Genomic DNA, 25,592 nt, shown 5'->3' on the forward strand with positions numbered 1-25,592 from the left:
TGGTGGGACACCCACTGGCTCCAGGCGTCTGACCTGCTTCTATAAGGCCCAATGACAAAATGGCTGCATGGACCGAGAGAAGATCACTCTCACCGGCTCGCCGGAGACCATGCTGGCCACCCTGTACGCCCGGGCAGTCGACAGCCGGGCCAAACGCCCCATCCTGAATGACCAGGAGGCGGCGCGGGCGGTTGAGCGGATCGAGTACGACTTTCGCCGGACTGGAATCAACGCGATGACGGCGGCGGGGGTTGCCCTGCGGGCCAGGCAGCTGGACGGCTGGACCAAAGAGTTTCTCGCCGCGCACCCGGAGGCGACCGTGCTGCATCTTGCGTGCGGGTTGGACACCAGGGTGCAGCGGTTGGATCGGTCGTCCGCCACCCGATGGATCGACGTGGACTATCCCGAGGTCCTGGATCTGCGGGATCGCCTGCTTCTACGCCCTTCCGGTGACTATCGCATGATCGCGACCTCGGTGACCGACGACGAATGGCTGACAGAAGTGCCCGCCGACAGGCCCACTGCGGTCGTCTTTGAAGGTTTGTCCATGTATCTCCGCAAAGACCAGGGTAAATCCCTCATCCAGCGACTCACCGCGAGATTCCCCTCGGGGGAGTTGCTATTCGACTCCTACGGGAGCATGGGGATTCGATTGCAGCGCTGGATTCCAGCTATCCGTAATGCCGGGGCCAGGCTGTATTGGGCCATCGATGATCCGTACGAGCTGGAGGCTTGGCATCCGGGCCTGACGTGCGTGACAGCGCTGAGCAGCACGGAATTGACCGAACTGGCGGAGTTCCCGCCTGCCGCACGCGTCGGCATGTGGGTGATGGCACGAATTCCCGGCCTCCGGGACGCCGGACGTCTCCTGCGCTACACGTTCTGAGCGCCGTCATCCACGCTTAACGAAGCGGGAGTTCTCCCACCCACCCAGCCCTTCGTTTCCCCTCGGGCTCCGCCCGACCCCGCCAACGCTGTGACCCCCGCACGCACGACAGCGGTGGTGCGGTGGTTCTCCCACCCACCCACCCTGTTTGCCCTGCCGGGCGGGCCGCTCGCGCTGCCGGGTGGGCCGCTCACGCGAGCGCGTGTTGATCGTGCGCCCGATTCCACCGGACCTGTTCCGGAAGCGGTGGCCATATTGCGTAACCACACGCTAGGCCCGCTTCGGCACCTCGTTCCCCCGGTCCGTACGGACGGCGAGACGTGCCAGCGGCGAGGGAGCACTCTCTCACCCTGCCGAGACGCTTACGTTAAGCCTTGTATGAAGGTATGAGCTGGCCATGCCCTGACGGACCGATCCAGATGCGGATTTTAACCCCCATGTCGACTCTCCTCGGCTTTTCACGGGGAGTAGTTAAACATGTCGTCATGGTGAGGGGATCCGGATGAAAATCGCAGTACTGATAGCAAGCCTGGCCGTCCTGGCCGGATGTGGAACACACGGGGGAAGCACAGAGACGAAGCCCGCCAAAGCGCCCGCCAAAGCGCCGGTCAAGAACGCCGCCGGGAAGCCGATGAACGCGGCCCGGGCCAAGGCCGTGAAGGCCAACGAGCTCGGCCAGATCCCGGTGTTGATGTATCACCGGATCGTCGAGAAACCCGGCACCCAGGACGACCGCACCCCACTCCAGTTCCGCACCGAGCTGGAACGTCTGGCCAAGGAGAACTACGTCCCGATCACCGCCGCCGAGTACGTCACCGGCAAGATCGACATCCCGGCCGGGAAACACGCCGTCGTGCTCACGTTCGACGACTCCTCCCCGTCCCAGGTCACCCTGGCCAACGACGGCACACCCATGCCCAACACGGCTGTGGCGATCATGCGGGAGGTGGCCGCGAAACACCCCGGCTTCCGCCCGGTCGGGACGTTCTACGTCACCCGCGACATGTTCGGCAAACCCGACAAGATCGAGCAGGCGCAGATCATCACCTGGCTGAAGACCAACGGCTTCGACATCGGCAACCACACCAAGGACCACCTCAGTCTCTCGGGCAAGCCCCAGAACCAGGTCGCCGCCGAGGTCGCCGCGGGCCACCAGCTGATCACCGCCCTGGACGGGCCCGCCCCGGTCACCATCGCCTTGCCGTACGGCAACCAGCCGCGCACCAAGGCGTGGGCGCTCAAGGGCAAGGACGGCGCGGTGTCGTACGACTACGGCGGGGTTTTCCTGGCCGGATACACGCCTGCCTACTCCCCGTACAGCAAGGAGTTCGACCCTGTCGGGATCCCCCGCATCAGGTCGATGGACAAGAAGGGCGACTGCATGAAGTTCTGCTCCACGGCGTGGCTGGACTGGCTCCAGGCCAACCCCACCGAGCGCTACACCTCGGACGGCGACGCCCGTTCGGTCGCCGTGCCGAAATTCCAGCAGCCGATGGTGTCGTCGAAGTTCGCCAAGCGGGCGCTGCCCTATTAGTGAGAGAGACGGCCGCAGCGGTGAATCGCCTGGCTATGGGACGGGTTTCTCATTAATTAGTCGGTTTTGAAGGGGTCGTGCTCGGCGAGGAGTTTGTCCAGCCGAGCCTGATCCACCCGCGTCACCACCGCGGCCTCCTCCTGCCGGTCGCGGATGCACTTGGCCAGCGTGAAGGACGAGGTCACCAGGTAGAACACCCCGACGGCGAAGAACCCCCGAATCCAGGCGTCCACGGGAAGGTAGGCGACGCCGACCACGAGAGCCGTGAGCGCCAGCCCGAACGAGATCACGGACTGCAGGTAGAAGGCCGCGGTTGTCTTGCTTTGCACTGGTCTGGTCATAGCAGAATCCTGACCATTTCCGGCGCTCCGGACCTGAGCTCAACTACCTAAGTTACTGGTGAGTACCAACTACTCGCAGGTCCCCACCGAGCAGAATTTGACCAGCGCGGCGGCGACAGCCCCCGCAGATGGTCGGCGACGCTCAGCCCGGAGTAGGTGGACGACGAACCCAACCCTGGCCATCCGTGCGGGGCCGATCCCGGGACGGCCGCCGAGCACGGTGATGCCGCCCGAAGACCACGGCAGTTGCGCTTGTGTGGAGTAGGCCTGATGATCGTTTGCGAACGACTCGGGCGGTCCGGAAGGCTCGACCTAGGTCACAACTTGATATAGGACAATTGACAACTTAAGGTTGTCTTATGGAGCCATCAGAGTTACTCGCGAAAGCGCGGGCGCGAGCCGCGAATCCCTCTGATCCGTTGGAAACCCTTGCCGCTGCGAGCCTTCTGAGCCAGGAGCTGAGCCGGGACGCCGATGCTCTGCTCGACCTGGCCGTGCATGACGCGCGGGCGGCGGGGACGTCGTGGACGGCGATCGGGGATCGGCTCGGAGTTTCGAAACAGGCGGCGCGGAAGCGGTTCGCCAAGCCCTTCACGCATCCGTTCGCGGCACGGCGGACGCGGCGGGAGGCGGCGTGCTCGTTCTGCCGGAAACCGCCGGGGCCGCGCCTGCACATGGTGCACGGCGAGGCCGGGCGGATCTGCGCCGACTGTGTGGCGCTGGCCGGGGAGATCGTGGCGGACCTGAAGGCCAAGTCACGCAACGACCAGCGGCACTGATCAGGTGACGGTGAGGCGCCTCTGGTAGCGGGGTTCGCGCCAGAGTTCCTTGCTGAGGACCTCGGCCAGGGTGTTGGCGGCGTCGTAGACGTCGACGTAGCGGAGGTAGAGCGGGGCGAAGCCGAAGCGGATCAGGTCGGGTGCGCGGAAATCGCCGTGCACGCCCATGTCGATCAGGGCGCGCATGACCGGATAGCCGTCCGGGTGGCGGTAGCTCACCTGGCTGCCCCGTTCGACCGGGTCGCGTGGCGTGGCCAGCTCCAGGCCGAGGTGCTCGGTGAGCTCGATGAACAGTTCGGTGAGGGCCACGCTCTTGGCCCGGACAGAACGCATGTCCACCTTCTCCCAGATCTCCAGGGAGGCGTTCAGGGCCGCGTACGAGAGCACCGGCGGGCTGCCGACGGCGAACCGGCGGACGCCGGGGGCGGGCTCGTAGCCGGGCTCGAAGTCGAACGGCGAGGCGTGGCCATGCCAGCCGGAGATCACGTTGCGGGCGGCCTTCTGGTGGCGGGGCGCGACGTAGATGTAGGCGGGCGCGCCCGGGCCTCCGTTCAGATACTTGTACGTGCACCCGAGCGCGAAATCGGCCCCGGTGATGTCCACCGGCAGCGCCCCCGTGCTGTGGCAGAGGTCCCAGATCATGAGCGCCCCGGACGCCTGGACCAGCGCGGTCACCTCGGCCATGTTCCTGACCGCGCCCGTACGGTAGTTCACGTGGGACAACAACACGACGGCCACGTCGGGGCCGAGGGCGTTGGCCAGGTCGGCGTCCGGGCCGATCTCCCGGATCTCGCGGTCGAAGGCCTGGGCGGCGCCCTGCACGACGTACTGATCGGAGGGGAAGTTCTCCACGTCTGAGACGATCACCGGCCGGCCGGGGCGGAGGGCCAGGGCGGCCGCGAGCGCTTTGAAGATCGTCACCGAGGTGGAGTCCCCGGCCAGCACCTCGCCGGGGCCCGCGCCGATGAGCGGGGCGATCCGGTCGCCGGTCGTCTGCGGCAGGTCCCACCAGCCCGCGGTGTTCCAGCTGGCGCCCAGGTCCTGCCCCCATTCGGCGGTGACCGCGTGGGCGACCCGGGCGGCGGTCCGCCGGGGCAGCGCGCCCAGCGAGTTGCCGAGGAGATAGACGATCCCGTCGGGCAGGACGAACTCGTCGCGGAAGTCGCTTATTGGATCAGCGGCGTCGAGCGCGGCACAGCCGGCGCGGGTGATACTCATGTACCCCATCATCCCCGTAAGTTTCCTGACTCGACCAGTGCGACAGGGCATGGCCATTATGAGAAAAACCTGAAGAAGCCGGATGATCATGCTCAACCGTCCGGCCAAAACGACCACAAAGCGTCACAGATCATGAAACGGTCGAGACCACGCAGAGTGACATCGACCGGAGATCACGCCAGCCGCGTCCGTCTTCTCCAGACTCGGTCGTTCCGACCGTCCCCGACCGTCCCAGCTCCGACCAGGCGAAGATCCGTACGGACACTTGCCAGAAGGCCATGTTCCTATAACTTCGTCGCCCGAACAGGGGCGGGGTACGCGCGCGACGAACGATCACCCAGCGAGCCAAAAGGACACAGTCATGTTGCTGGCATGGCGTATGTGGGGACATATCATTCTTTTCAGCCTTTTCGCGCTCCCCATCGCGCTTCTGACCGCCTATTTGATCGGGAGACAACGCGCTAGTTCGGGCATGGAACACCCCTTCCGGACACCCCTCAGTGATGCCCTTTCCGTTACCGGAACCCTCCCCTGGCTGTGGATGATCCTCACTCCGGGTAGCGCCCAGGAGCCCGCCAGAAGCCTCAGCCTGATCCCGCTGAAGGACCTGACAACCCTTGCCGGCGGCTTTACTGGCACTCTGATCGCCCAGGTAGGAGGCAACCTCCTGGTGTTCGCCGCGCTCGGCGCGCTGCTCCCGATCCGCTCCCCGGGACTGGCCCGGCTGCCCCGGGTGGCGGCCGTCGCGGCGGGGTCGTCTCTCATCGTGGAATCGCTTCAATATGCTTTAGGCCTCCACCGTGTGTCATCGATCGACGACGTTCTGCTGAACACCACGGGCGCCGTTCTGGCCGCAATCATGACTAAGCGTTGGTGGGCTCACCCAATACCGGAGGGGACCGTTCCACAATAACGGACTGCATAAATCCCGCAAGATCGTCACATGCGCCCGAACCGCTAAAAATAGGCACGGGACCTACCAACAACTCTGTGCGATCGTGGTCAAGACGGGGCAAGTTCTCTGGAGACGCTAACTCCCCGTTGGTGACAGAGGGTGATCACACGTGACGGAATCCCCGGCGCAGCACGAGCCCCCGATTTATCGGCGTATCGCCGACAGTCTGCGTAGCCAGATCCTGTCCGGCGAACTCCGAGACGGGGATCGGCTTCCGGGAGAGAACGCACTCATGTCGGAGTACGGCATCGCGCGCGCCACCGCACGGCAGGCGCTGGCCGTTTTGATCAATGAGGGCTTGGCAGTGCCGCGCCGAGGTTCGGGGGTCTACGTGAGGCTGTTTCGGCCAATCAGACGACATGGTTCACGACGGCTCTCCCGCGAACAGTGGGGACAGGGCCGGGCGATCTGGGATTCGGACACCCGAGGTCGCGCGTACACGGTGGACGAGGTCCACATCGAGCGGCTGGCCTCGACCGAGGACGTGGGCCGGGTGCTGGACTCCGACGAGGTCTGGGTCCGGCGGCGGCGCTATTCGGTGGACGGCCGTCCCGTCCAGCTCGCCGCGTCCCACTTTCCAGCCGACCTCGTCGAGGGCACCGCGATCACTCTCCCGGACACCGGGCCCGGCGGTGTGTACGCCCGCTTAGGCGACCTCGGCTACTCCCCGGTCCACTTCACCGAGGAGGTGCGGGCCCGCATGCCCGCCCCGAACGAATCCGAACTTCTCCGCCTTCCGGCCGGCAACCCCATCCTCATCGTGGCGCGTACGGCATACACCTCCGGCGGCATCCCGGTCGAGCTCAACGAGATGACCATGGACGCCGCAGCGTATGTACTCCAGTACGACTTCGACGCCTAGGTCAAGGAGACAAGTCCGGCGATACGTTGACCTGTCCATCCCGATCATTGATTTCTCTAGAGAAGTCCCGCACCTTGAGGGTGAGACGTCAAGTTCTCGCAGGCCCAGATCGGCATGGGTCGCGGGAGAAACACCCCGGGGCGGCTCGGCGAGGGAAAGGTGGGCGGATGTCCTTTGACCGGCATCTTGCCGAGATTGCCCGCGAATATCCGGAATGGACAATCTGGCGGAGCGACGCGGGGCGGTGGTGGGCCACCCGGCACCACCCGCTCACCTCCGCTCAGCGGGAAGCCGGCTGCGCGATGACCATCGACGCGGACGAGCCGGAGGGGTTACGCGAGCAGCTGCACGAACAGGAGGAACGTGCCAAATCCGCGGACCCTTGACCCAACCCTTGAGCGCGGAAGCCCCCGACCCGATCGGGGGCGGGGGCTTCCGCTTTCAAGGGTTCCCGATACCCCCGTGGAGGCGCTGCCGCTGGTGCCAACCAAAAGGCGCCTCCACGGGCACCAACCAGAGCGCCCGCCGCTTACCGTGAAGCGGCGGGCGCTCGTTGACGTGCGTCTCCCTCCCACCACGGGGCTAGGCGCGGAACGGCGGCGTCTCGTCGTGGCCCGCCGGGCGCACCCGGACCGGCTCCTGGGGCATGTCGTCGAGCCCGCGGGCGGGCTGGGCCGGCTCCGGGCGGACCGCCTCGGGGGCCTGCTCCGGCGCGGGTCCCACCGGCCGCACGGCGTTGGCCGCGGCCTCCTCCTCCGGCTCGTTGAAGCCCTCGTCGTTGAAGCCCTCTCCCGAGAAGTCCTCCTCGAAGCCCTCCTCCACCGAAGGAGCGGGCGGCAGCACCGAGGCCTCGTCGATCAGCGGGCCCGCGCTGGACTCGCGCTGCAGCAGGTCCCCGAGGACCACGCCGATCTCGTTGAGGCGGCGCACCACCTCGGTGTGGGTGTCGGTGAGGTAGACCACCCGGCGGCCGGTGTGCTCGTCCAGCGTGGTGGCCCGGCGCTGCGCGGAGGTGAGCGTGGCGGTGGACACCGACTGCGCGTCCGACACCAGGCGCTCGGACTCCAGCTTGGCCGCGGTCACCCGGCGGTCGGCCTCGGAGCGGGCGTCCCGCAGGGTCTCCTCGGCCTCGGCGCTGGCGGTGGCCACCTTCTCCTCCGCCTCGGCCCCGGCCTGGGAGAGCAGCCGCTCGGCTGAGGCGGTCGCGTCGTGGATGCGGCGCTCGGCCTCCTCCTGGGCGGCGGTCCTGATCGACTCCGCCTGCTCGCGCGCGGCGCTCACCAGCCGCTCGGCCTCGGCGGCGGCCTGGTCCCTGACCTTGGAGGCGTCGTTCTGGGAGGCCTCCTTGTTGGCGGCGGCCTCCTCGTGCGCCAGCTTGAGGATCTGGCTGAGCCGCTCGCCCAGCTCGTCCGGGTTCTGCGGGGACTCCGTGAGCTTGCGCCGCGCGTCGGCCAGCTCCAGCCGGCTCTGCTCGGCCTGGTCGATCGTCCGGGCCAGGCGTTCTTCGAGGTCGCGGATCTGGTTGCGGCTGCGGATCATGTAGTCGTGGACCTGGCGACGGCTGTAGCCACGCATGACGACTTCGAAGGAGTCGTCGCTCATGAGGTCGGGGAAATTATCGGTCTGGTTCGTCATGGAGGGCCCTGGGGAGTCGAAAGGCGGAACGACACGTCAGGACACGACTTTCCTGCTATCCGACCCGCATCGCAACCTGAACGCCCCAGCTGCTTGCGGAAATATCCGACACGGGCCGTGTCGGCCGTGTAACGGCGCGTGGAATCATGGACGGCATGCCCTTTATCGCAGCTCTTGACCATGACGACACCCCTTCAATCGATCCAACGGCCTGGCTCGCCCCCGGCGTGGTGGTGGTCGGCCAGGTGCGGATCGGCAGGTCCGCGAATATCTGGTACGGCTCGGTGCTCCGCGGCGACGACGAGCGCATCGAGGTGGGCGCCGAGTGCAACATCCAGGACCTGTGCTGCCTGCATGCCGACCCGGGCGAACCGGCGATCCTGGAGGAGCGGGTGAGCCTGGGCCACAAGGCGACCGTGCACGGCGCGCACGTGGAGTCGGGCGCGCTGATCGGCATCGGCGCGATCGTGCTGGGCGGCGCGCGGGTCGGCGCGGGAACGCTGGTGGCCGCCGGAGCGCTGGTCCCGCCCGGCGCCAAGATCCCCGAGGGCGTGCTGGTGGCGGGCGTGCCCGGCCGGGTGATCCGGGAGCTCACCGAGGCCGACCGGGCGTCCTTCGCCGAAACCCCGTCACGCTACATGGCGAAGGCAGAAAGGCACCGCGCTAGCCGACCCATGCCCCGGTGGTGAAATTTCCGACATTGATGGCCATGACCGGTGCGGCTATGCCGACGTACAGCATGAAGACCCACGGTCGGCGCGCACCGGTCAGCCCGACGGCGATGTACAGCGGCCACCACAGCAGGGAAGCCCTGCCCACCGACATGTAGAACGAGGACATCGCCAGCAGCGCCACCGCCTGCGGGACGAGGTAGGCGGACTCCGCCCATCGCCGCCGCACCAACTGCCAGACGATCAGCGCCACCAGGACGGCCGCGGCGAGGATCTCCTCCCGGTAGGAGGTCTGCAGCGCGCCCTCCTCCAGCGACCGGTTCCAGGTGTTGACGAAGGTGTCCCACGGCCATTCCGCGTACCTCCCCCAGTACTCGGCCTCGACGTTCTTCCATTCCATCCAGTCGCCCGTACGCGACCACTGGAACACCATGTACGCCACCACCGGCAGCCCCGGCACGACCAGCCACGGCAGCGTGCGCCAGCCCCGGGCCCGCAAGCCGTTCTCGGCGGTCAGGAACATCACGGCGAGGCCCAGGGCCAGGAAAAGCCCAGAAATCCGGATAGTGGAGGCCAGGGCCGCGACCACCATCGCCTGCTCCCACTTCCCGCGCCGCGCCAGCAGCCAGGCGGGAATGGCCAGCGCCAGGAAGGGCGCCTCGGAGTAGCCGGCGAGCAGGAACACCGCGAACGGGCTCAGGAAGAACGCGATGACCGTCCAGGTGCCGGTGCCCTCCCGGTAGCTGTCACTGAGCCGCGACAGCGCCACGGCCACCACCGCGCTGGCCACCAGCGAGACCAGCACGATGGCCAGGCTCCAGTCCTCGATCACCCAGTGCAGGATCCGCAGCACGAAGGGCAGCCCGGGGAAGAACGCGGCCAGCTTGGGCGCGTCGGTCATCCCGGGCGAGCCGTCGTAACCCCACTCGGCGATGATGATGAAGTTGTCCGCGTCCCAGGGCGTGAGGCGGTCCAGCATCGGCGCCTCGGTCCGCCCGGGCGCGGCCAGGACCATGTAGATGTACGTCCCGACGTGCCAGAAGAACCAGACCAGCAGCGCGGCCCGATCGGAGGCCGAACCCAGCCACCTGCGCAGCGGGCGCGGCGGCGCCGTCTCAGATTCTGATACGGCCATGTCCTGCCGGGTCTCGGTCACGAAGGACATGGAAGTAGATGGCGGCGGACCATGCCAAGACCGTAACGCCGACGAATCCCAGGTCCCCGGCGTTCCCGCAGGTCAGCGAGGTGAAAGATTCACGCCTTGGGCCAGGGTTCGTCCAGATATTGGAACAGGAAAAGCGGGGCGGAAGTTCTACCATGGCACCGTGGATTACGGGGTGCAGTGGGACGGCTTCGCCGCCATGGAGCGCGATGTGCGTGCCATGGTGGCCGACCCACGGTGGCCGCTGACGCCCACGCGGACCCGGGCCGACGCCATCTCCCGCCGCGCCCTGGCGACCCAGGACGGCGTCTGCTGGCTGTTCGGCGCGTACGCCCGGTGGTATCGCCTGGATCCGGACGGCCAGTGGCACCTGTCGGCTCCCCCGGCCAGCCTGCCCGTGCGCGCGTCCACCCGGCCGGTCACCGTGCCCATCCCCTACTGGGTGGTTCCCACCGGTCCTGACTTCTCCGTCGATCGTGGCTCCACCCAGGGCTTCGTCGGGCCCGACGTGCCGAACGAGGTGACCGAGCGCGTCCGGGACCTGATCATCACCCATCGCGGTCTGCGCCGGGAGGACTTCCCGCTCACCGGCGGCCCGTTCCGGCAGGTGTTCGCCGACGAGGTGGCCAGCACGGTGGCGGCGGTGTGGGGCACGGTCATGTGGTGCGCGTACGCCCCCGCGTTCGACGGCAACGAGGTCATGCTGTCGATGTTCGGGGAGTTCCTGGCGCGCCCGCTGCCCGGGGACGAGTTCGTGCGCTGGCTGCCCCCGGTCGGTCTGGCCGACCTGGTCGAGCTGTACGCCGAGCGCTGCCGGTCCGGGTTCCCCGACGCGGGGTTGCGCCTGGCCGCCCTGATGGCGCGGACGGCCAAGGCGCTGCGCGCCGACGCCCGGTTCCGGCCCCGGGCGAGCGCGCTGATCGCCATGATCGAGCAGGTGCTGAACCAGCCCTGGCTGGACCACACCGCGCTGCAGTCGGGGGCCGTGGCGCACAGCTGGCTGCTGCGCTGCCCGCCCAATCTGGCGCCGGCCGCGCTGTCGGAGGTGTCGCCGGGCGATCATTTCCGGCATGTCTTCTACGACCTGGTGGAGGCGCTGGCGTACACCGCGGACTCGGGGGCCGATCCCCGGGCGGTGGCGGCCAGTTTGCTGGCCGCTGACGTGGCGTCGGTGACTACCGATGCGGTGACATATTTGTATCCATGGATGGATGACGGGATCAGGCAGGCGATGTACGTCACGCTGGCCGAGCCCGGGCATCCACTGCGGGGGTGCTGGCCGGTCGACGGGCGCCTCCCTGAAGGCCTGACACCCCCGGACCGGTCCACCGCCGCGGCGTTCCTCGGCGCGGCCTACGCGACCGGTCTGGCCTGGTGTGAGCTGGCCGGAGCGACCCCGCCGCCGACCGGATTCCCGGTCTCCGCCGCGGTCGGCCAGTGCCTCGTCCACAACCGCGACGACTTGCCGCTGGAGCCCACCACCACGCCGCGCAAACGGGTCACTGAGACCACTTCCGACTGGCTCTACTCCACCTAACAGATAGGTCACTCTTACCCCACAAATAGGGATATTTCATCCTTTAGCAATACCATCCCCGTGACCTCGGAGAATTCACCGAATTGTGATCTCAGAATCCGGGAAATGGTCAGTGGAGGGACGCCCGGCGTCAGGAATGGTCCCGATGGGCCATGTCGCGCCAAGACACACGGACGTAACCTCGAAGTGGGTGTGGGCTGCGGAAGGAAGGACAGCGCGGTGGGGCACGACGACCTGGACTCTCGGGTCCATGACCGTGTCGCGTTGGACGAGATCGCGCTCTACGCCGAGGTGCTGGCGGCCGTGAACTACACGGATGACCGACTGACCTTGGAGGAGCTCGACAACGCGCTCGGGTTGCGGACTTCGGCGAGCCGCTGAAGTCACTGACGGAACTGATCCCGGACTCCACTTGGGGTCCGGGATAGTTTTTTGGGCTGTGTTTATGGCCGATCCTCCGGATCGGCGGGCTTGGCCGCCTTCAGCCTGCGTCTTCCCTCGTCACTCCGGCCGCTCCGCGACCTGCGTTCCTCAGTCCAGACACAGGCGCGGCCAAGCCAGGGAACTAGTCCGTGCTTGTATCACACGCGGGAACGTAGGCCGAACATCAGTTCTTGCCAGCGGGCCGCGACGGCGGGGGCGGCGTGCGCGGCGGCCGACTCCAGGGCACCGGCGGCGAGGGTCATCCGGCGCCGCTCATCGTCCACCAGGGACAGCAGCGCGGCCGCGTACGCCTCTGTCTCGCCGGACCCCTGCTGGACCAGGACGCTGTCCCTGCCGGGGCGTACGAACTCGCTCAGGCCGCGCGGGCCGTCGAATCCGACGACGGGGACGCCGCAGCCGAGCGCCTCGACCACGGTCATGCCGAGCACCTCGTGCCGGGACGGCACCGCCACGATCGACGCCTTGGCGAACTCGCCGGGCAGATCGGGGGTGGTGCCCATGAAGTAGACGTGATTGTGCAGGCTCAGCTCGGCGACCAGGGCGCGCAGGCGCTTCTCCTCCGAGCCGGCGCCGTAGAGGCGCAGCCGCCAGTCGGGGCGTTTGTCGGCGACCACGGCGAAGGCCCGTACCAGCCGGTCGAAGGCTTTGGGGGCGACCCAGCGCCCGCCCGCGCTGATGATGCGGTTGTCCATCCTGGAACGTGGCCAGGGGCCCGCCGGGAGGGCGTCGGGGATGGTGTGCACGGAGAGCTCGTCGTCGAGCAGGCGGGACCACTCGTCGCGGCCGGTCTCGGTGTTGGTGACCACGGCGTCCAGGCGGGGGTAGAACCGGCGGACCGGTCCAGGGACGGCCGGTCTGGTCCATTCGCGGGCGATTCTGATGGTCTCGCGCGGGGCGTACCGGGCGGACTGCACGCTCAGGCCCGGGCGGGCGGTGATCAGGACGTCGGCGCGGACGGCGCGGATGGCCCGCCAGAGGGCCACCTCGGTGCGGACCTGGCCGCGGGGCAGCAGGTGCGGGCCGGGGCGGGCGTCGACCAGCCAGCGCAGCCTGATCCGGCCGTCGATCGGGAAGAACGGCGCGTCCCTGGTGCGCTTGACGCTGATGATCTCGACGTCCTGCCGGTCCGCGAGGGCGGCGGCCAGGTTGAGCGTGGCCCGGACGTCGCCGCGCATCCCGTAGGCGGAGGGCATCAGGAACGTGATCTTCACGCCGCGCTCATCCCCGGGCCGACTTCGAGGCGGAGCTGGTCGTCGGCGGTGAAGCTCGGTTTGATCGGCACGCCGTCGATGCGGGTGGCCGGATAGTGCACCCTGCGGCGTTTGCCCTCCACGTCGTCCAGGCTCGCGCCGAGCGCCAGCGGCTCGTCCACCCCCTCGACCTCCAGCGAGGGCTCCCAGACGCCCTGCGAGTCCGGCGTGGCGGCCAGCACGTCGCACAGCGAGAGCGCGGCATGGAACCGCACGCCCTGAACGGTCGCGGTGGCGATCACCTGGGCGTCGCTGTGGCGCAGCGCCAGCCGGGCGGTGTGATGCTGGTCGTCGTCGATCAGGCCGGTGTACGCGAGCAGCCCGGTCACCTCGAAACGACCTTCCCGGAACCAGACCGCCCGGACATCCGCGACCGGCGCGGCTTCGGCGATCTTGATGGCCAGGAAGCCGTTGCGGGTCCGGTAGGCGCGGTAGGCCATCGTGCGGCGACCCAGCGCGTACGCGTCGAGGCGGTCCAGCGAGAAACCCGGATCCACGCTCTGCATCCGGGTGCGCGGGCCATCCTGCTGCAGGTAGGCGTCCCAGCGGCCGGGCAATAACGCGAGCGGACCGAGCGAGACGGCCACGCTGGCCTCCCGGGCACGCCGACCCGGCGTGCCGAGCATCACCCGCCGTTCCGCCCCGCTCCCCCGGTGCCGAAGCACGAGCTGGGTTCCCGCCGCCAAGGGTTCTTGGATGGCCATCTTCAGGGAGAGGACGTCCGCCAGGGTTACCTCAGCATCAGTGACGACCACACCCACTTTCAGCCCCCTCCCCGTTGATTGAGCCAACGTTGAGGTTACCGTGATTTTCCCGTTATGTGGAGAAAGCTTTTTGTGATGCTGTGACATTGGCCGATCCTCCGGATCGGCGGGCTTGGCCGCCTTCAGCCTGTGTCTTCCCTCGTCACTCCGGCCGCTCCGCGACCTGCGTTCCTCAGTCCCGACACAGGCGCGGCCAAGCCGGGACATACGACTAACGGTGCGGCGATTACCCTTCGGACTTTACCGACTTGATCAGGAGTTGGGCCACGTCCACGACTTCCAGGGTGCTCTTGGCGGCGCCGGTGTTCTTCTTCTCGTTGATGGCGTCGCCGAGCATGACCAGGCAGAACGGGCAGGCGGTGGAGACGGTGTCCGGGTCGGTGGTCAGAGCCTCGTCCACGCGTTCGGTGTTGATGCGCTTGCCGATGCGCTCTTCCATCCACATGCGGGCGCCGCCCGCGCCGCAGCAGAAGCCGCGGTCCTTGCAGCGGTGCATCTCCTGGGTCTGCACGCCGGGCACCTTGGCCATGATGTCGCGCGGCTGGGCGTAGACCTTGTTGTGGCGGCCCAGGAAGCACGGGTCGTGGTAGGTGATCTTCTCCTCGATCGGCGTGATCGGGGTGAGCTTGCCGGTGTCGACCAGGTGGGCCAGCAGCTGGGTGTGGTGCACGACCTCGTAGGTCCCGCCGAGCTGCGGGTACTCGTTGGCCAGGGTGTTGAAGCAGTGCGGGCAGGTGGCCACGATCTTCTTGACCCCGGCCTCGTTCAGCGTCTCGATGTTCTGCTGGGCCAGCATGTTGAACAGGAACTCCATGCCCAGCCGCCGCGCCGGATCACCGGTGCAGGCCTCCATCGGGCCGAGCACCGCGAACTTCACACCCGCGATGTGCAGCAGCTCAGCGACCGCCTTGGTGGTCTTCTTGGCGCGGTCCTCCAGCGCGCCCGCGCAGCCGACCCAGAACAGGTATTCGGCATCCTCGGGCATCTTCTCGTCGACGATCTCGACCTCGAAGTCGAGCTCGGCCACCCACTCGGCCCGCTTCATCTCCGGCATGCCCCACGGGTTGCCCTTGTTCTCCAGGTTCTTCAGCATCACCCCCGCCTCGGACGGGAACGAGGACTCGATCATGACCTGGTAGCGGCGCATGTCCAGGATGTGGTCGATGTGCTCGATGTCCACCGGGCACTGCTCGACGCACGCGCCGCAGTTGGTGCACGACCACAGCACGTCCGGGTGGATCACCCCGTCCACCCCGACCAGCGGCTTGTCCAGCAGGGCCAGCACGTCCTCACCCTGGTGCGAGCGCTGCTCCTCGCTCATCAGCAGATACGGCGCGACCTTGAAGGCGTGGTCCCGCTGATCCAGGATGAGCATCTTCGGGGAGAGCGGCTTGTCGGTGATCCACGCCGGGCACTGGGACTGGCAACGCCCGCACTCGGTGCAGGTGTAGAAGTCCAGGAAGTCCTTCCAGGTGGAGTCGGCCAGCTTGCCCCGGCCGAACACGTCGGTCTCCGGGTCGGCCTCCTCGAAGTCCAGCACCTTGCCGCCGCTGCGCATCTCCTGCGCCGGGCCCAGGCCGTCGGGGCGGCGCGAGAACAGCACGTTCAGCGGCGCGGTGAAGATGTGCAGGTGCTTGGAATGCACCACGATCAGCAGGAACACCAGCATGACACCGATGTGCAGCAGCAGCGCGATCTCTTCCAGCAGCTGGCTGGAGGGCAGGATCTTCGCCACGGCGTGGGTGAAGAAGGCGCCCGATTCGTACGGGAAGTTGCCGGTCTTGACGGCGGCGGCGCGGGCCAGGAACAGCGTCCAGATCACGTTGAAGATCATGAAAAGGATCAGCCAGGCGCCGCCCAGATGCGAGCCGGAGAACCGGGACTCGCGGCCGAGCTTCGTCGGCGCGTTCCTGACCCGGATGACCGCGAAGGCGATCAGGCCGACCACGCAGGCCAGCGCGATGAAATCCTGGAGGAAGCCCAGCACCGGCCAGGTCCCGATCAACGGGATGTGGAAGTTGGGGCGACCGGTGATGGCGCCCTGGATGATCGCGCCGTACGCCTCGATGTAGACGGTCAGCAGGATGATGAACGCCCACATGACGAAAAAGTGCGCTACGCCCGACGGCGTCCACTTGAGCAGTTTCTTCTGACCGAATACCTCGACCAGTTGGGCTTTCAGTTCGGCGCCCGCGTTCTTCCTCGCGTACTCGATACGCTGGGGGGCGGGCTGGCCGACGGTGGCCAGCCGGTAGAGGAACAGCACCCGACGGGCCGCCAGGGCGACCACCGCCACCGTCATGACCAGCCCGATAATCGCTACCAGCAGCATGGCTCCTCCATCTCCGACACGTGACCACCATAGAACAATGCTCTGTAGCAATTACTCAGGGGTCGACGTAACGCTGGATGGTCGGTCCGACCAGGGCGACGATCTCCTCCGGGTCGGCCGAGGCCATCGGTTCCATCCGGATAATATGGCGGGCCATAACCAGGCCGAACATCTGGGCGAACGCGGCCTCCAGCCGCAGCAGGGGCACGCCGAGGGCGGCCGCCACCCGGCCCAGCATGGCCTCCACCATGAACTCGCGGAGCATCGCGACGGCCTGGTCGTTGGAGACGGCGGACCGGATCAGGGCGAGGACCGGCTCGCGGGCCTGCGGGTCGGCGGTGAGGGTGAGGATGAAACGCACCAGGCGCTCACCCACCTCCTCGCGGGGTCCGGTGACCAGGACGGGGACGACCACGGCGGGATCGAAGGGGAGCCGCATGGCGGCGACGAAGACGCCCTCTTTGGTGTCGAAGTAGTGGTGCACGAGCGCGGGATCGACGCCGGCCGCGCGGGCGATGCCGCGGATGGTCGCCTTGTCGAAACCCTTCTCGGCGAAGATCGCACGGGCGGCGGTGAGGATCTGGCCGCGCGTGTCGGAAACACCGGGACGACGCCCGGGACGACGCCCGGGGCCGCGTGACTCGCTCATATGCTCTTCGCCTGCTTACGCTCCCGCGGATGTCTGGGCATGGTGGGCTCGACGATATGCCTTCCGCCGGATCGTTCGCTCACGCGCCCTCCGTCAGGCCCACGGCCAGCTGCTTGAGCTCCTGGAGGCCCGCGGGTTCGGTGAGCGCGGGGACTGCCCGGTGGGTGAGAGGTTTCACGCCGACCGCGAGGTATACCCGCATTGGGATGGTCATCTCGCCGTCCGGGAAGACGCGGAGGATCTCGCCGCGCTCCCGGTCGAGCAGTTCGTCGGCGGCGGCTTCCGGCATCGACGCCACGTACGAGTGCGAACGCAGATCGGTCAGGAAGTCCTCCACCCGGATCCGGCGCGTCCAGTACACCCAGGTCTCCGAAACCCGCAGCCCCGCGGCGGCCATCGCGGCCCCGATCGGCGGCATGCTCCAGCCCGGCTGCGCGGGACCGGTATAGCCCGGCAGGTCCGCCAGCCGTACCTGGCAGGCGGCCAGCCAGTCGGCCTTGCGCGCGTCCACCGTGTTCCACCAGCCCGCCACCGCGCCGCCCGGGCGGGCCACCCGGATCGCCTCGGCGATCGAGACCGTACGGTCCAGCCAGTGCCAGGACTGGGCGTACGTCACCAGGTCGGCCAGGCCGTCCCGGAGCGGGAGCGCGTTGCCGTCGGCGAGCAGGGCGGCGCCGGCCGTACGGGAGCGGAGGAAGGCGAGCATCCGGGCGGCGCGGTCCACCGCGACGACCCGGACGCCGCGATCCAGCAGCCCGCGCGTCGAGATCCCGGTGCCGGCGCCGACGTCGACGGCGAACGCGCCCTCGAACCGGATGCCGGACAGTTCGGTCAGCGCCGCGTAGAGGGCAGGCGGATATTCCGGGCGCGCGGCGTCATACGCCTCCGCCACCCGGTCGACGTCGAAGACCTGGTGGCTCATCTCTCGCCGTGGCTCATTTCGCGGAGGCTCATCTCGCGGAGGCTCATCTCTTCGCGGAGGAGGCGGCGAAGTGGAGCCGGGCGAAGGCCAGCGCCTCGGCCAGATCGTCGATCCGCTCGGTCCGGCCGACCGCCTTCCTCGTGTTGATCTCCAGCACGATCAATCCACCATAGCCCGCGTTCGCCAGCCGCTCCAGCATCTGCGCGCACGGCTGGTTCCCCCGGCCCGGCACCAGATGCTCGTCTTTGTTGGTGATCCCGGTCCCGTCGGCCAGATGCAGGTGGGCGAGGCGATCCCCCAGCTTGGCCGCCATCTCCATGGCGTCGGACCCGGACACCGCCGTGTGCGACAGATCCAGGGTCACCTGCGGGAAGTCGTGATCGACCGGATTCCAGTCCGGCGCGTACGGCACGACCTCGTTGCCCCGGGCCCGGAGCGGGAACATGTTCTCCACCGCGAACACGATGTCGGTCTCCTCCCGCATCCTGGCCAGCCCGACCTCGAAGTCCCGGGCGTAGTCCCGCTGCCAGCGGAACGGCGGATGCACCACCACCGTCTGCGCGCCCAGCCGCTGCGCCGCGTCCCTGGCCCGCTCCAGCTTGGCCCACGGATCGCGCCCCCACACCCGCTGGGTGACCAGCAGGCAGGGCGCGTGCACGGCCAGAATGGGCAGCTCATAATGATCCCGCAGCCGCTCCAGGACTTCGACGTCCTGGCTGACCGGATCCTGCCCCACCATGATCTCGACACCGTCGTAGCCGAGCCGCGCCGCGAGCTCGAACGCGTCCGGCGTTCGCTCGGGGTAGACCGACGCGGTCGACAGCGCGATCTTGGCATTGGGGACGCGTACAACTTCCCGCCGGACACCGTCCGCCTGGGGGTTGGGGACCCGCGCGTCCCCCCGCTGGACACCGTCCGCGGGGTCGTCTCCGCCGATGTAGGTCCGCTCGCCGGGGCTCATCCCCGGCTCCCCACCCGGACGCTCGCTCGCTCGCTCACCATTCCAGACTAAGCGAGCGAACCGCTCTGGCGGGCTAGCCGCCTATCGTGGTGCGATGCCGCGCATTCCGAAGGGCGCCGTACCGAGCCCGAACATCTGGCACAACCCGAAGATCTACGAGCTCGAGAACCGTGCGGTCGACCCCGACGGCGTGATCGACATGGCCATCCGCGCGGTACGCCCCTGGGAGTCTGCCACCGTTCTCGACATCGGCTGCGGCACGGGCTACCACCTGCCTGCGTACGCGTCGTCCGCCGCTCAGGTGATCGGCGTCGAGCCCCACCCCGACCTGGCCGCCCTAGCCTCCCGCCGATGCTCCCAGCTACGGAACGTCGCCGTCCACGTGGCCACCGCGCAGGCGCTCCCCGTCCCTGACGCGTCCGTGGACGTGGCCGTGGCCCGCTGGGCATACTTCTTCGGGCCCGGCTGCGAACCGGGTCTGAAAGAGCTCTCCAGGGCCGTACGGCGCGGCGGGGCCGCGTTCATGGTCGACCTGGACGGGTCCCGCGGATCCTTCGGGGCATGGTTTCGAGCGACGGTGCCGACATATTCGGCACGGACGGTGGAAGACTTCTGGTCCCGGCAGGGCTGGCAACGAGCCGAACTCGACCCCCGCATGGTGTTCACCCGCCGCGCCGACCTCGAAGCGGTCCTCCGAATCGAGTTCACCCCAGGAGTGTCAGCACGCGCCATCAGAGAGATCCCGGGCCTGGAATTGCCCTACCCGACAATCCTCCGCTGGCGCCTCTTCTGACATTCGGCCGGTGAGGTCTCCGCACGACTACTTCGCGACGCTCGGCCGACCCTCAACGTCTGCGGTGGTTCTCCCACCCACCCTCCCTTTATTGCTTGCGGGCTTCCGCCCGCCCTGTCGGTCGCCGTGGTTCTCCTACCCCGTCAGCGTGTCGACGGGGCCGGGCGGAGCCCGGAAGGAAACAAAGGGAGGGAGGGTGGGACAACCACGGCAAGCACTGGGCACGGGTGAGCGGTGAAGGCTTGTGGGGTGGGAATGTCGGTCGGGGCCGGTAGCCTCCGGGCGTGAGTAAAGCTGCGAAGCCTTCGTATCGGTGTGGCGAGTGTGGCTGGGTGGCCGCCAAATGGGTGGGGCGCTGTGGGGAGTGCCAGGCCTGGGGGACGGTTGAGGAGGCGGGGGCCAGGCAGGGCGTCAATGTGGTCAGGGGTGGGGCGGTTTCGGCGCCGGCCGTGCCGATTGGGCAGGTGAAGGCGGAGGTTGCGCATGCGCGGCCCACCGGGGTGGGCGAGCTGGATCGGGTGCTCGGCGGTGGTCTGGTGCCGGGTGCGGTGGTGTTGCTGGCCGGGGAGCCTGGGATCGGGAAGTCAACTCTGCTGCTGGAAGCCGCTGCCAGGACCGCCCAGCACGACACGGTTCTGTATGTGACGGGCGAGGAGTCAGCGTCCCAGGTCCGGATGCGCGCTGACCGGATTGGTGCCGTGGAGGACCAGCTTTATCTGGCCGCCGAGACCGATTTGGGAGCCCTTGTCACTCATGTCGAGAAGGTTCAACCTCGGCTGCTGATCGTCGACTCCGTGCAGACCATCGGGTCCGCCGACGCCACGGGTGTGCCCGGCGGCGTGACGCAGGTCCGCGAAGTGGCCGCCAACCTGACCCGGTTGGCCAAGGAACGCGGCATGTCCACCGTTCTGGTCGGCCACGTGACCAAGGACGGCTCAATCGCCGGCCCTCGCGTCCTGGAGCACCTGGTCGACGTCGTGCTCCACTTCGAAGGCGACCGTAACTCACGCCTGCGAATGGTCCGCGCGATCAAGAACAGGTTCGGCCCGATCGAGGAAGTCGGCTGCTTCGACCTGCACGAACGCGGCATCACCGGCATCACCGACCCCAGCGGCCTGTTCATCTCCCGCCACCCGGAACCGGTCCCCGGCACCTGCGTCACCGTCACCATCGAAGGCACCCGCCCGATCCCCGCCGAACTTCAGGCCCTCGTCGGCCCGACCGAAGCCCCGCAACCCCGCCGGACGTCCTCCGGGCTCGACTCGTACCGAGTGGCCATGGTGTTAGCCGTCATGGAACGCCGCCTGAACGCCAAAATCGGCAAATGCGACGTGTTCACCGCGACCGTCGGCGGCATCAGGCTCACCGACCCCGCCGTCGATCTCGCCCTGCTGCTCTCGGTGGTCAGCGCGGCCGGCGACGAACCGCTCCCGCACGGCCTGGTCGCCCTGGGCGAAGTCGGCCTGGCCGGTGAACTCCGCCCAGTCCGAGACGTCCGCCGCCGCCTCGCCGAAGCCGCCCGCCTCGGCTTCACCCGAGCCCTGGTCCCCACCGGTTCACTCGTGGAAGACACCCTCAAACTCAACCCCGCCCCCAGCCGCGGCGAGCTCGTGGCAGTCCGCCCCACCGGAATCCGCACCACGAATTTCTCACCCGGCTTCGACGTCACCGAAGCGGAGAACGTCTGGGACGCCCTGAAACACGTCCGCTGACCGCGTCCCCACGAACTTCTCGCGCGGCTTCGACGTTACAGAGGCAGAGAACGTCTGGAGCGTCCGACGCACATCCGGTGAGCATGTCGTTACCCAGTTAAACTGGACGGTGCTATGGGTCTGCTGAGTTGGGCCGCGGCGGGGCCGGACCGAACGGTCGCGAGGCGGATAGACCGTCTGGGCGCAGAGACACGACCAGCGGGGGTCATGACGTGCACAACGACAAAGCCTGGGACGAGCGCCGACGAGCCACACTGGCCTCCCTCGCCCCTGGAACCGCGCTTCGCGACGGGCTAGAACGCATTCTGCGCGGCCACACCGGCGGCCTGATCGTCCTCGGCTACGACGACACCGTGGAAGAACTCTGCACCGGCGGTTTCGAACTGGACGTCGAGTTCGCCGCCACCCGGCTCCGTGAACTCGCCAAAATGGACGGCGCGATCGTCCTCAACAGCGGCGACCTGCGCATCGTCCGCGCCGCCGTGCACCTGGTGCCCGACCCGAGCATCCCCACCGACGAATCCGGCACCCGCCACAGAACCGCCCAGCGGGTGGCCCGCCAGACCGAGTTCCCGGTCATCGCGATCAGCAAGTCGATGCGCATCATCGCGCTCTACCTCGACGGCGTGCGCTACGTCTTGGAGGAATCCGCCGCCATTCTGTCCAAGGCCAACCAGGCTCTCGCCACCCTAGAACGCTACAAACTCCGCCTCGACGAGGTCTCCGGCACCCTGTCCGCCCTCGAAATCGAGGACCTGGTGACCGTTCGCGACGTCTCCGCCGTGGTGCAACGCCTGGAGATGGTCCGCCGGATCTCCGTCGAGATCGAAGGGTACGTCGTGGAGTTGGGCACCGACGGCCGCCTCATCTCCCTGCAGCTCGACGAGTTGGTCAGCGGCGTGGAAGAGGACCGCGCCCTGACCATCCGCGACTACCTCCCGGCCCCGAGCGCCCGCCGCCCGCGCCGCTTCACCGAAGCCATCCACGACCTCGACAACCTCTCCGCCCTGGACCTCCTCGACCTCACCCGCGTGGCCCAGATCCTCGGCCACACCGGCCCCGACCCCCTCGACACCCCGGTAAGCCCGCGCGGCTTCCGCCTCCTGGCCCGAGTCCCCCGCCTCCCCACCACGATCGTCGACCGCCTCGTCGACCACTTCGGCGGCCTGCAGAAACTCCTCGCCGCCAGCATCGACGACCTCCAGGTCGTCGGCGGCGTAGGCGAAACCCGCGCCAGAAACGTCCGCGAAGGCCTCTCCCGCCTCGCCGAATCCTCAATCCTCGAGCGGTACGTCTAAGCCGATCTCCACATCACTTGAGTTGGAAGACGTTTCTGGAGCTTTTCAAGGTGCCGAAGCGGGCCAAGGCCACGTACTTGCCTTTGCGGGCGGTGGGGGGGTCGGCGGCGCAGTCGTTTCCGGAGAGGTAGCGGGGCCATTGGATGGAGCGGACGAAGGGGACGCCTCGGTGCAGGAGTTGGCGGTCGACGCCTTCGCCGGCCACGCAGTCGGCGGTGGACCAGATGCGCTGGCCGCCGGTGGAGATGCGCATTTCGAGGGCGCGGGGGCCCAGGTCGGCGGTGCAGGCGATCTGGCCGATGTTGACGACGGTGAGGAGGAATCCTGGGATCTGGTCGCCTTTGTAGATTTCCTGGCTGGCTCTCAGGCTCACGACCAGGTCGTTCGCGACGCAGGGTTCGCCGTTCTTGCGCGGCGGGAGCGACGGGGACGGCGATCCATGCGGTCCATGGGTGGGGCTACCGGAAGGCTGTGGTGACGCGGCCGGTGGCGAGACCTTGGGCGACGGGAGCGAGACGACCATCGCGTCGGTTCCGCCCGACCCCGCCTTCGGAGTGGTCGTCGGCTTGTCCGAGCCGCTGGCGCAGCCCCAGGCCACGACGGCCACCACCACGAGCATGCCGGTGAGCACCGACACCCGGCGACGCCAGTAGACGTCACCGCCCTCGACTCCAACATCACCACGGAACGTGTCCGGATCCATACGGACAGTATGGAGAGTCGTGGTCCACTCTCCGTCACGCCTCGCCGAGGGAGATCGAGATGCGGAGTATGTACGGTGTCACACACCGCTAGAGTCTGACCGTGACTCTTCATGCCCCGATCCTCGACTGGTACGCGGAGCACAACAGAGACCTCCCCTGGCGCCGCCCCGAGGCCACCCCGTGGGGCATCCTGGTCAGCGAAATCATGCTCCAGCAGACCCCGGTCATCCGGGTTCTCCCGATCTGGGAGGAATGGCTCACCCGCTGGCCCACCCCTGACGCTCTCGCCAAGGAACCCCCAGGCGAAGCCGTACGCCACTGGGGACGCCTGGGTTACCCCCGCCGGGCCCTGAACCTGCACGCCTGCGCGAAAGCCATCACGGCCGATTTCGACGGCACCGTCCCCGCGACGTACGACGAGTTGCGCACGCTTCCGGGGATTGGGGACTACACGGCAGCCGCCGTGGCCAGTTTCGCGTATGGCGGGCGTCATGCCGTACTCGACACGAACGTGCGCCGAGTCCTGGCGCGGGCGATCCGCGGCGAGGAGTTCCCGCCGACGGCGACCACGGCGCCCGAGCGCAAACTCGCCGAATCCCTCATCCCGCCTGTGGACGCTCCTCGCTGGGCGGTCGCCGTTATGGAGCTCGGCGCCCTGATCTGTACGGCTCGCGCCCCCCGTTGCGCCGACTGCCCTGTTTCCGGCCGCTGTCAGTGGCTGCTCACCGGCAAACCCGCCCATGACGGTCCGCCCCGCCGCGGCCAGACCTACGCGGGGACCGACCGCCAGTGCCGCGGCGCCCTGCTCGCCGTCCTCCGCGACGCCCCCGGCCCGGTGCCCAAGGCCGCTCTCGACGCCGCCTGGTCCAACACCGCGCAACGCGAACGTGCCCTCGACGGCCTGCTGACGGACGGTCTCGCCGAACTTCTCGACAACGATTTCTACGCCTTGCCGACGTAAGGTGTTCGCGCGACGGGTTGTAGTACTACACTGCGTAGAGCGAATTCGGCCAAGTCTCGCCCAAAGTGGATCACAAGTCGCCGTTCTTACGGTGAGACCGCTGCCGACGTCACCCTAGCGGCTTACCGGGAAATCAGCTGCGGGGCGGACGCGTAGACCGGTGCACGAGAGCAAGCTCGCCGTACCGGGCCGGATTCCCGGCACGGAGGGACTCGTGTCCCATGCGGTCAGGACAGGTCGTGTGGGCCAATGGGGTCGGAGCTTGGAGGCATCGATGCGGCTGCGCCACGACGACGGGACGCTCGTTCACCTGGCCTACAACGCGGGTGTGCATCCCGCGGAGGACCTGGAGAACTTGATCGCGCACTTGACCAGGTATGCGGTGCCTGTGCGCAAGCGGCTGGGTGTGGACCGGCTCGGCATCGGCCTGTGGCTGGCGCCGCCGGTGGCCGACCACCTGATCGCCGACCGTATCGAGCTGGTACGGCTCCGGCGCTCGCTTGAGGAGCGCGGCCTTGAGGTCGTGAGCCTCAACGGGACGGGTGGGCGTAACCAGGAGGCGCCCGGCCCGGACTGGGCCAAGCCCGAGCGGTACCGGTACACGATGTCGCTCGCGAAGATCCTGGCGTTCCTGCTGCCCGAGGATGTGCGGTTCGGCAGCATCTCCACGATTCCGATCGGGTGGCGCCGGGACTGGCCCGCCGACCTGCACTCGATCGCCTCACGTCGCCTGGAGCGCCTCTCCCGCGAGCTGCGCGGTCTCTCCAGCGTGACCGGCAAGACCATCCGCGTCGGGTTCGAGCCCTGGCCCGGCTGCGTCCTGGAAACCACCGAGCAGGCCCTGCAGCGTGTCTGCGGCATCGACTCCGAACACCTCGGCGTCTGCCTGGACGCCTGCCACCTCTCCTGCGGCACCGAAGAGACCGCCTCGGCCCTCCGCGGCCTGGCCATGGCCGGCGCCCCCGTCGTCAAACTCGGCCACGTCCACAACCACAGCCAGGAAATCCCCAGCACCCAGCCAGTCCTCCAGGACACCCTCACCGCCCTCCTCTCCGGCGCCGTCAACGGCAGCGCCCACATCGAGGTCGAGGCCCACGACTGGACCACCCCCAAAACCAAGGGCCCCGCCGCCCTGGTAGCCCGCCTAGCCGACGACCTCGACTGGACCCGCCGCAACCTCACCGCCCTAGGCCTCAAACTCGCCGCCTAGACCCCAACACCT

25 protein-coding genes are annotated in these 25,592 nt (G+C 68.1%); 14 read left to right on the forward strand and 11 right to left on the reverse strand.

Annotated features, from left to right (window positions below; all coding sequences use genetic code 11):
• Positions 1 to 67 precede the first annotated feature (67 nt).
• Both Amac_RS12245 and Amac_RS12250 read left to right on the forward strand, forming a co-directional pair.
• Positions 68 to 886 carry a class I SAM-dependent methyltransferase gene (locus tag Amac_RS12245; protein WP_155354468.1) on the forward strand — a complete coding sequence of 273 codons (819 nt, stop codon included), beginning with the start codon at positions 68 to 70 and terminating at the stop codon, positions 884 to 886.
• 502 nt (positions 887 to 1,388) lie between these two features.
• Complete coding sequence (locus tag Amac_RS12250) at positions 1,389 to 2,420, forward strand: polysaccharide deacetylase family protein (protein WP_155354469.1); 1,032 nt, start codon at positions 1,389 to 1,391, stop codon at positions 2,418 to 2,420.
• 56 nt (positions 2,421 to 2,476) lie between these two features.
• Here the strand turns inward: Amac_RS12250 and Amac_RS12255 are convergent, their stop codons facing one another.
• On the reverse strand, positions 2,477 to 2,761 hold the full coding sequence (locus Amac_RS12255; protein ID WP_155348804.1) for a YiaA/YiaB family inner membrane protein: 285 nt from the start codon (positions 2,759 to 2,761) through the stop codon (positions 2,477 to 2,479).
• A gap of 419 nt (positions 2,762 to 3,180) precedes the next feature.
• Here Amac_RS12255 and Amac_RS12260 point away from each other — a divergent pair, with 419 nt between their 5' ends.
• Positions 3,181 to 3,540, forward strand: coding sequence for a ClpX C4-type zinc finger protein (locus tag Amac_RS12260; RefSeq protein ID WP_155354470.1), 360 nt, complete (start codon positions 3,181 to 3,183; stop codon positions 3,538 to 3,540).
• Here Amac_RS12260 and kynU read toward each other — a convergent pair whose 3' ends face one another.
• Complete coding sequence (gene kynU / locus Amac_RS12265) at positions 3,541 to 4,758, reverse strand: kynureninase (protein WP_155354471.1); 1,218 nt, start codon at positions 4,756 to 4,758, stop codon at positions 3,541 to 3,543.
• Between the two features lie 361 nt (positions 4,759 to 5,119).
• Between kynU and Amac_RS12270 the strand changes: the two genes are divergently transcribed.
• The 3 genes from Amac_RS12270 to Amac_RS12280 all read left to right on the forward strand — a co-directional run bounded on the left by Amac_RS12270 (position 5,120) and on the right by Amac_RS12280 (position 6,961).
• Positions 5,120 to 5,671 (forward strand): VanZ family protein, encoded by a 552-nt coding sequence (locus Amac_RS12270; protein ID WP_155354472.1) that lies wholly within the window; start codon positions 5,120 to 5,122, stop codon positions 5,669 to 5,671.
• A gap of 151 nt (positions 5,672 to 5,822) precedes the next feature.
• Complete coding sequence (locus tag Amac_RS12275; protein WP_155348808.1) at positions 5,823 to 6,575, forward strand: GntR family transcriptional regulator; 753 nt, start codon at positions 5,823 to 5,825, stop codon at positions 6,573 to 6,575.
• A 167-nt stretch (positions 6,576 to 6,742) separates the two neighbouring features.
• Entirely contained in the window at positions 6,743 to 6,961 is a 219-nt protein-coding gene (locus Amac_RS12280) for a hypothetical protein (RefSeq protein ID WP_155348809.1), read from the forward strand.
• Positions 6,962 to 7,157: 196 nt separating this feature from the next.
• Here Amac_RS12280 and Amac_RS12285 read toward each other — a convergent pair whose 3' ends face one another.
• Positions 7,158 to 8,210 carry a hypothetical protein gene (locus Amac_RS12285; protein WP_155354473.1) on the reverse strand — a complete coding sequence of 351 codons (1,053 nt, stop codon included), beginning with the start codon at positions 8,208 to 8,210 and terminating at the stop codon, positions 7,158 to 7,160.
• 155 nt (positions 8,211 to 8,365) lie between these two features.
• Here Amac_RS12285 and Amac_RS12290 point away from each other — a divergent pair, with 155 nt between their 5' ends.
• Positions 8,366 to 8,899: a gamma carbonic anhydrase family protein gene (locus tag Amac_RS12290; RefSeq protein WP_246268268.1), complete on the forward strand. Its 534-nt coding sequence runs from the start codon at positions 8,366 to 8,368 to the stop codon at positions 8,897 to 8,899.
• Here the strand turns inward: Amac_RS12290 and Amac_RS12295 are convergent.
• Positions 8,874 to 10,037 (reverse strand): mannosyltransferase family protein, encoded by a 1,164-nt coding sequence (locus tag Amac_RS12295; protein WP_170322452.1) that lies wholly within the window; start codon positions 10,035 to 10,037, stop codon positions 8,874 to 8,876. The two genes, Amac_RS12290 and Amac_RS12295, sit on opposite strands and share 26 nt — an antisense overlap.
• Positions 10,038 to 10,206: 169 nt before the next feature.
• Between Amac_RS12295 and Amac_RS12300 the strand changes: the two genes are divergently transcribed.
• Complete coding sequence (locus Amac_RS12300) at positions 10,207 to 11,580, forward strand: hypothetical protein (protein ID WP_174900161.1); 1,374 nt, start codon at positions 10,207 to 10,209, stop codon at positions 11,578 to 11,580.
• A 219-nt stretch (positions 11,581 to 11,799) separates the two neighbouring features.
• Positions 11,800 to 11,961: a hypothetical protein gene (locus Amac_RS53600; protein ID WP_170321787.1), complete on the forward strand. Its 162-nt coding sequence runs from the start codon at positions 11,800 to 11,802 to the stop codon at positions 11,959 to 11,961.
• A gap of 200 nt (positions 11,962 to 12,161) precedes the next feature.
• On the opposite strand, the gene Amac_RS12305 is transcribed toward Amac_RS53600, so the two are convergent.
• The 6 genes from Amac_RS12305 to Amac_RS12330 all read right to left on the reverse strand — a co-directional run bounded on the left by Amac_RS12305 (position 12,162) and on the right by Amac_RS12330 (position 18,902).
• Positions 12,162 to 13,235 (reverse strand): glycosyltransferase, encoded by a 1,074-nt coding sequence (locus Amac_RS12305; protein ID WP_155354476.1) that lies wholly within the window; start codon positions 13,233 to 13,235, stop codon positions 12,162 to 12,164.
• Complete coding sequence (locus tag Amac_RS12310; protein ID WP_155354477.1) at positions 13,232 to 14,035, reverse strand: hypothetical protein; 804 nt, start codon at positions 14,033 to 14,035, stop codon at positions 13,232 to 13,234. Before Amac_RS12310 ends, Amac_RS12305 begins: the two co-directional genes overlap by 4 nt.
• A gap of 229 nt (positions 14,036 to 14,264) precedes the next feature.
• The gene (locus Amac_RS12315) at positions 14,265 to 16,370 is read right to left on the reverse strand and encodes a (Fe-S)-binding protein (protein ID WP_155354478.1); all 2,106 of its coding nucleotides are present in this window, start codon (positions 16,368 to 16,370) and stop codon (positions 14,265 to 14,267) included.
• A 55-nt stretch (positions 16,371 to 16,425) separates the two neighbouring features.
• A complete protein-coding gene (locus Amac_RS12320; RefSeq protein ID WP_155354479.1) occupies positions 16,426 to 17,019 on the reverse strand; it encodes a TetR/AcrR family transcriptional regulator in 594 nt (197 codons plus the stop codon).
• Between the two features lie 79 nt (positions 17,020 to 17,098).
• Complete coding sequence (locus Amac_RS12325; RefSeq protein ID WP_155354480.1) at positions 17,099 to 17,941, reverse strand: class I SAM-dependent methyltransferase; 843 nt, start codon at positions 17,939 to 17,941, stop codon at positions 17,099 to 17,101.
• 43 nt (positions 17,942 to 17,984) lie between these two features.
• Entirely contained in the window at positions 17,985 to 18,902 is a 918-nt protein-coding gene (locus Amac_RS12330) for a sugar phosphate isomerase/epimerase family protein (protein WP_155354481.1), read from the reverse strand.
• 94 nt (positions 18,903 to 18,996) lie between these two features.
• On the opposite strand from Amac_RS12330, the gene Amac_RS12335 reads away from it, so the two are divergent.
• The 3 genes from Amac_RS12335 to disA all read left to right on the forward strand — a co-directional run bounded on the left by Amac_RS12335 (position 18,997) and on the right by disA (position 22,705).
• Entirely contained in the window at positions 18,997 to 19,695 is a 699-nt protein-coding gene (locus tag Amac_RS12335) for a class I SAM-dependent methyltransferase (protein ID WP_155354482.1), read from the forward strand.
• Positions 19,696 to 19,979: 284 nt separating this feature from the next.
• Positions 19,980 to 21,407, forward strand: a complete 1,428-nt coding sequence (radA, locus tag Amac_RS12340; RefSeq protein WP_155354483.1) for a DNA repair protein RadA — start codon at positions 19,980 to 19,982, stop codon at positions 21,405 to 21,407.
• A gap of 212 nt (positions 21,408 to 21,619) precedes the next feature.
• Positions 21,620 to 22,705, forward strand: coding sequence for a DNA integrity scanning diadenylate cyclase DisA (gene disA / locus Amac_RS12345; RefSeq protein ID WP_155354484.1), 1,086 nt, complete (start codon positions 21,620 to 21,622; stop codon positions 22,703 to 22,705).
• A 13-nt stretch (positions 22,706 to 22,718) separates the two neighbouring features.
• Here disA and Amac_RS12350 read toward each other — a convergent pair whose 3' ends face one another.
• Positions 22,719 to 23,408, reverse strand: a complete 690-nt coding sequence (locus tag Amac_RS12350; RefSeq protein WP_155354485.1) for a hypothetical protein — start codon at positions 23,406 to 23,408, stop codon at positions 22,719 to 22,721.
• 95 nt (positions 23,409 to 23,503) lie between these two features.
• Between Amac_RS12350 and Amac_RS12355 the strand changes: the two genes are divergently transcribed.
• Together Amac_RS12355 and Amac_RS12360 are read left to right on the forward strand one after the other, a co-directional pair.
• Positions 23,504 to 24,370, forward strand: a complete 867-nt coding sequence (locus Amac_RS12355) for an HhH-GPD family protein (RefSeq protein WP_155354486.1) — start codon at positions 23,504 to 23,506, stop codon at positions 24,368 to 24,370.
• A gap of 274 nt (positions 24,371 to 24,644) precedes the next feature.
• Positions 24,645 to 25,580, forward strand: coding sequence for a TIM barrel protein (locus tag Amac_RS12360; RefSeq protein WP_155351072.1), 936 nt, complete (start codon positions 24,645 to 24,647; stop codon positions 25,578 to 25,580).
• Positions 25,581 to 25,592 lie beyond the last annotated feature (12 nt).

The sequence above is a fragment of the Acrocarpospora macrocephala genome, assembly GCF_009687865.1.
GTDB classification, from domain to species: Bacteria; Actinomycetota; Actinomycetes; order Streptosporangiales; family Streptosporangiaceae; genus Acrocarpospora; species Acrocarpospora macrocephala.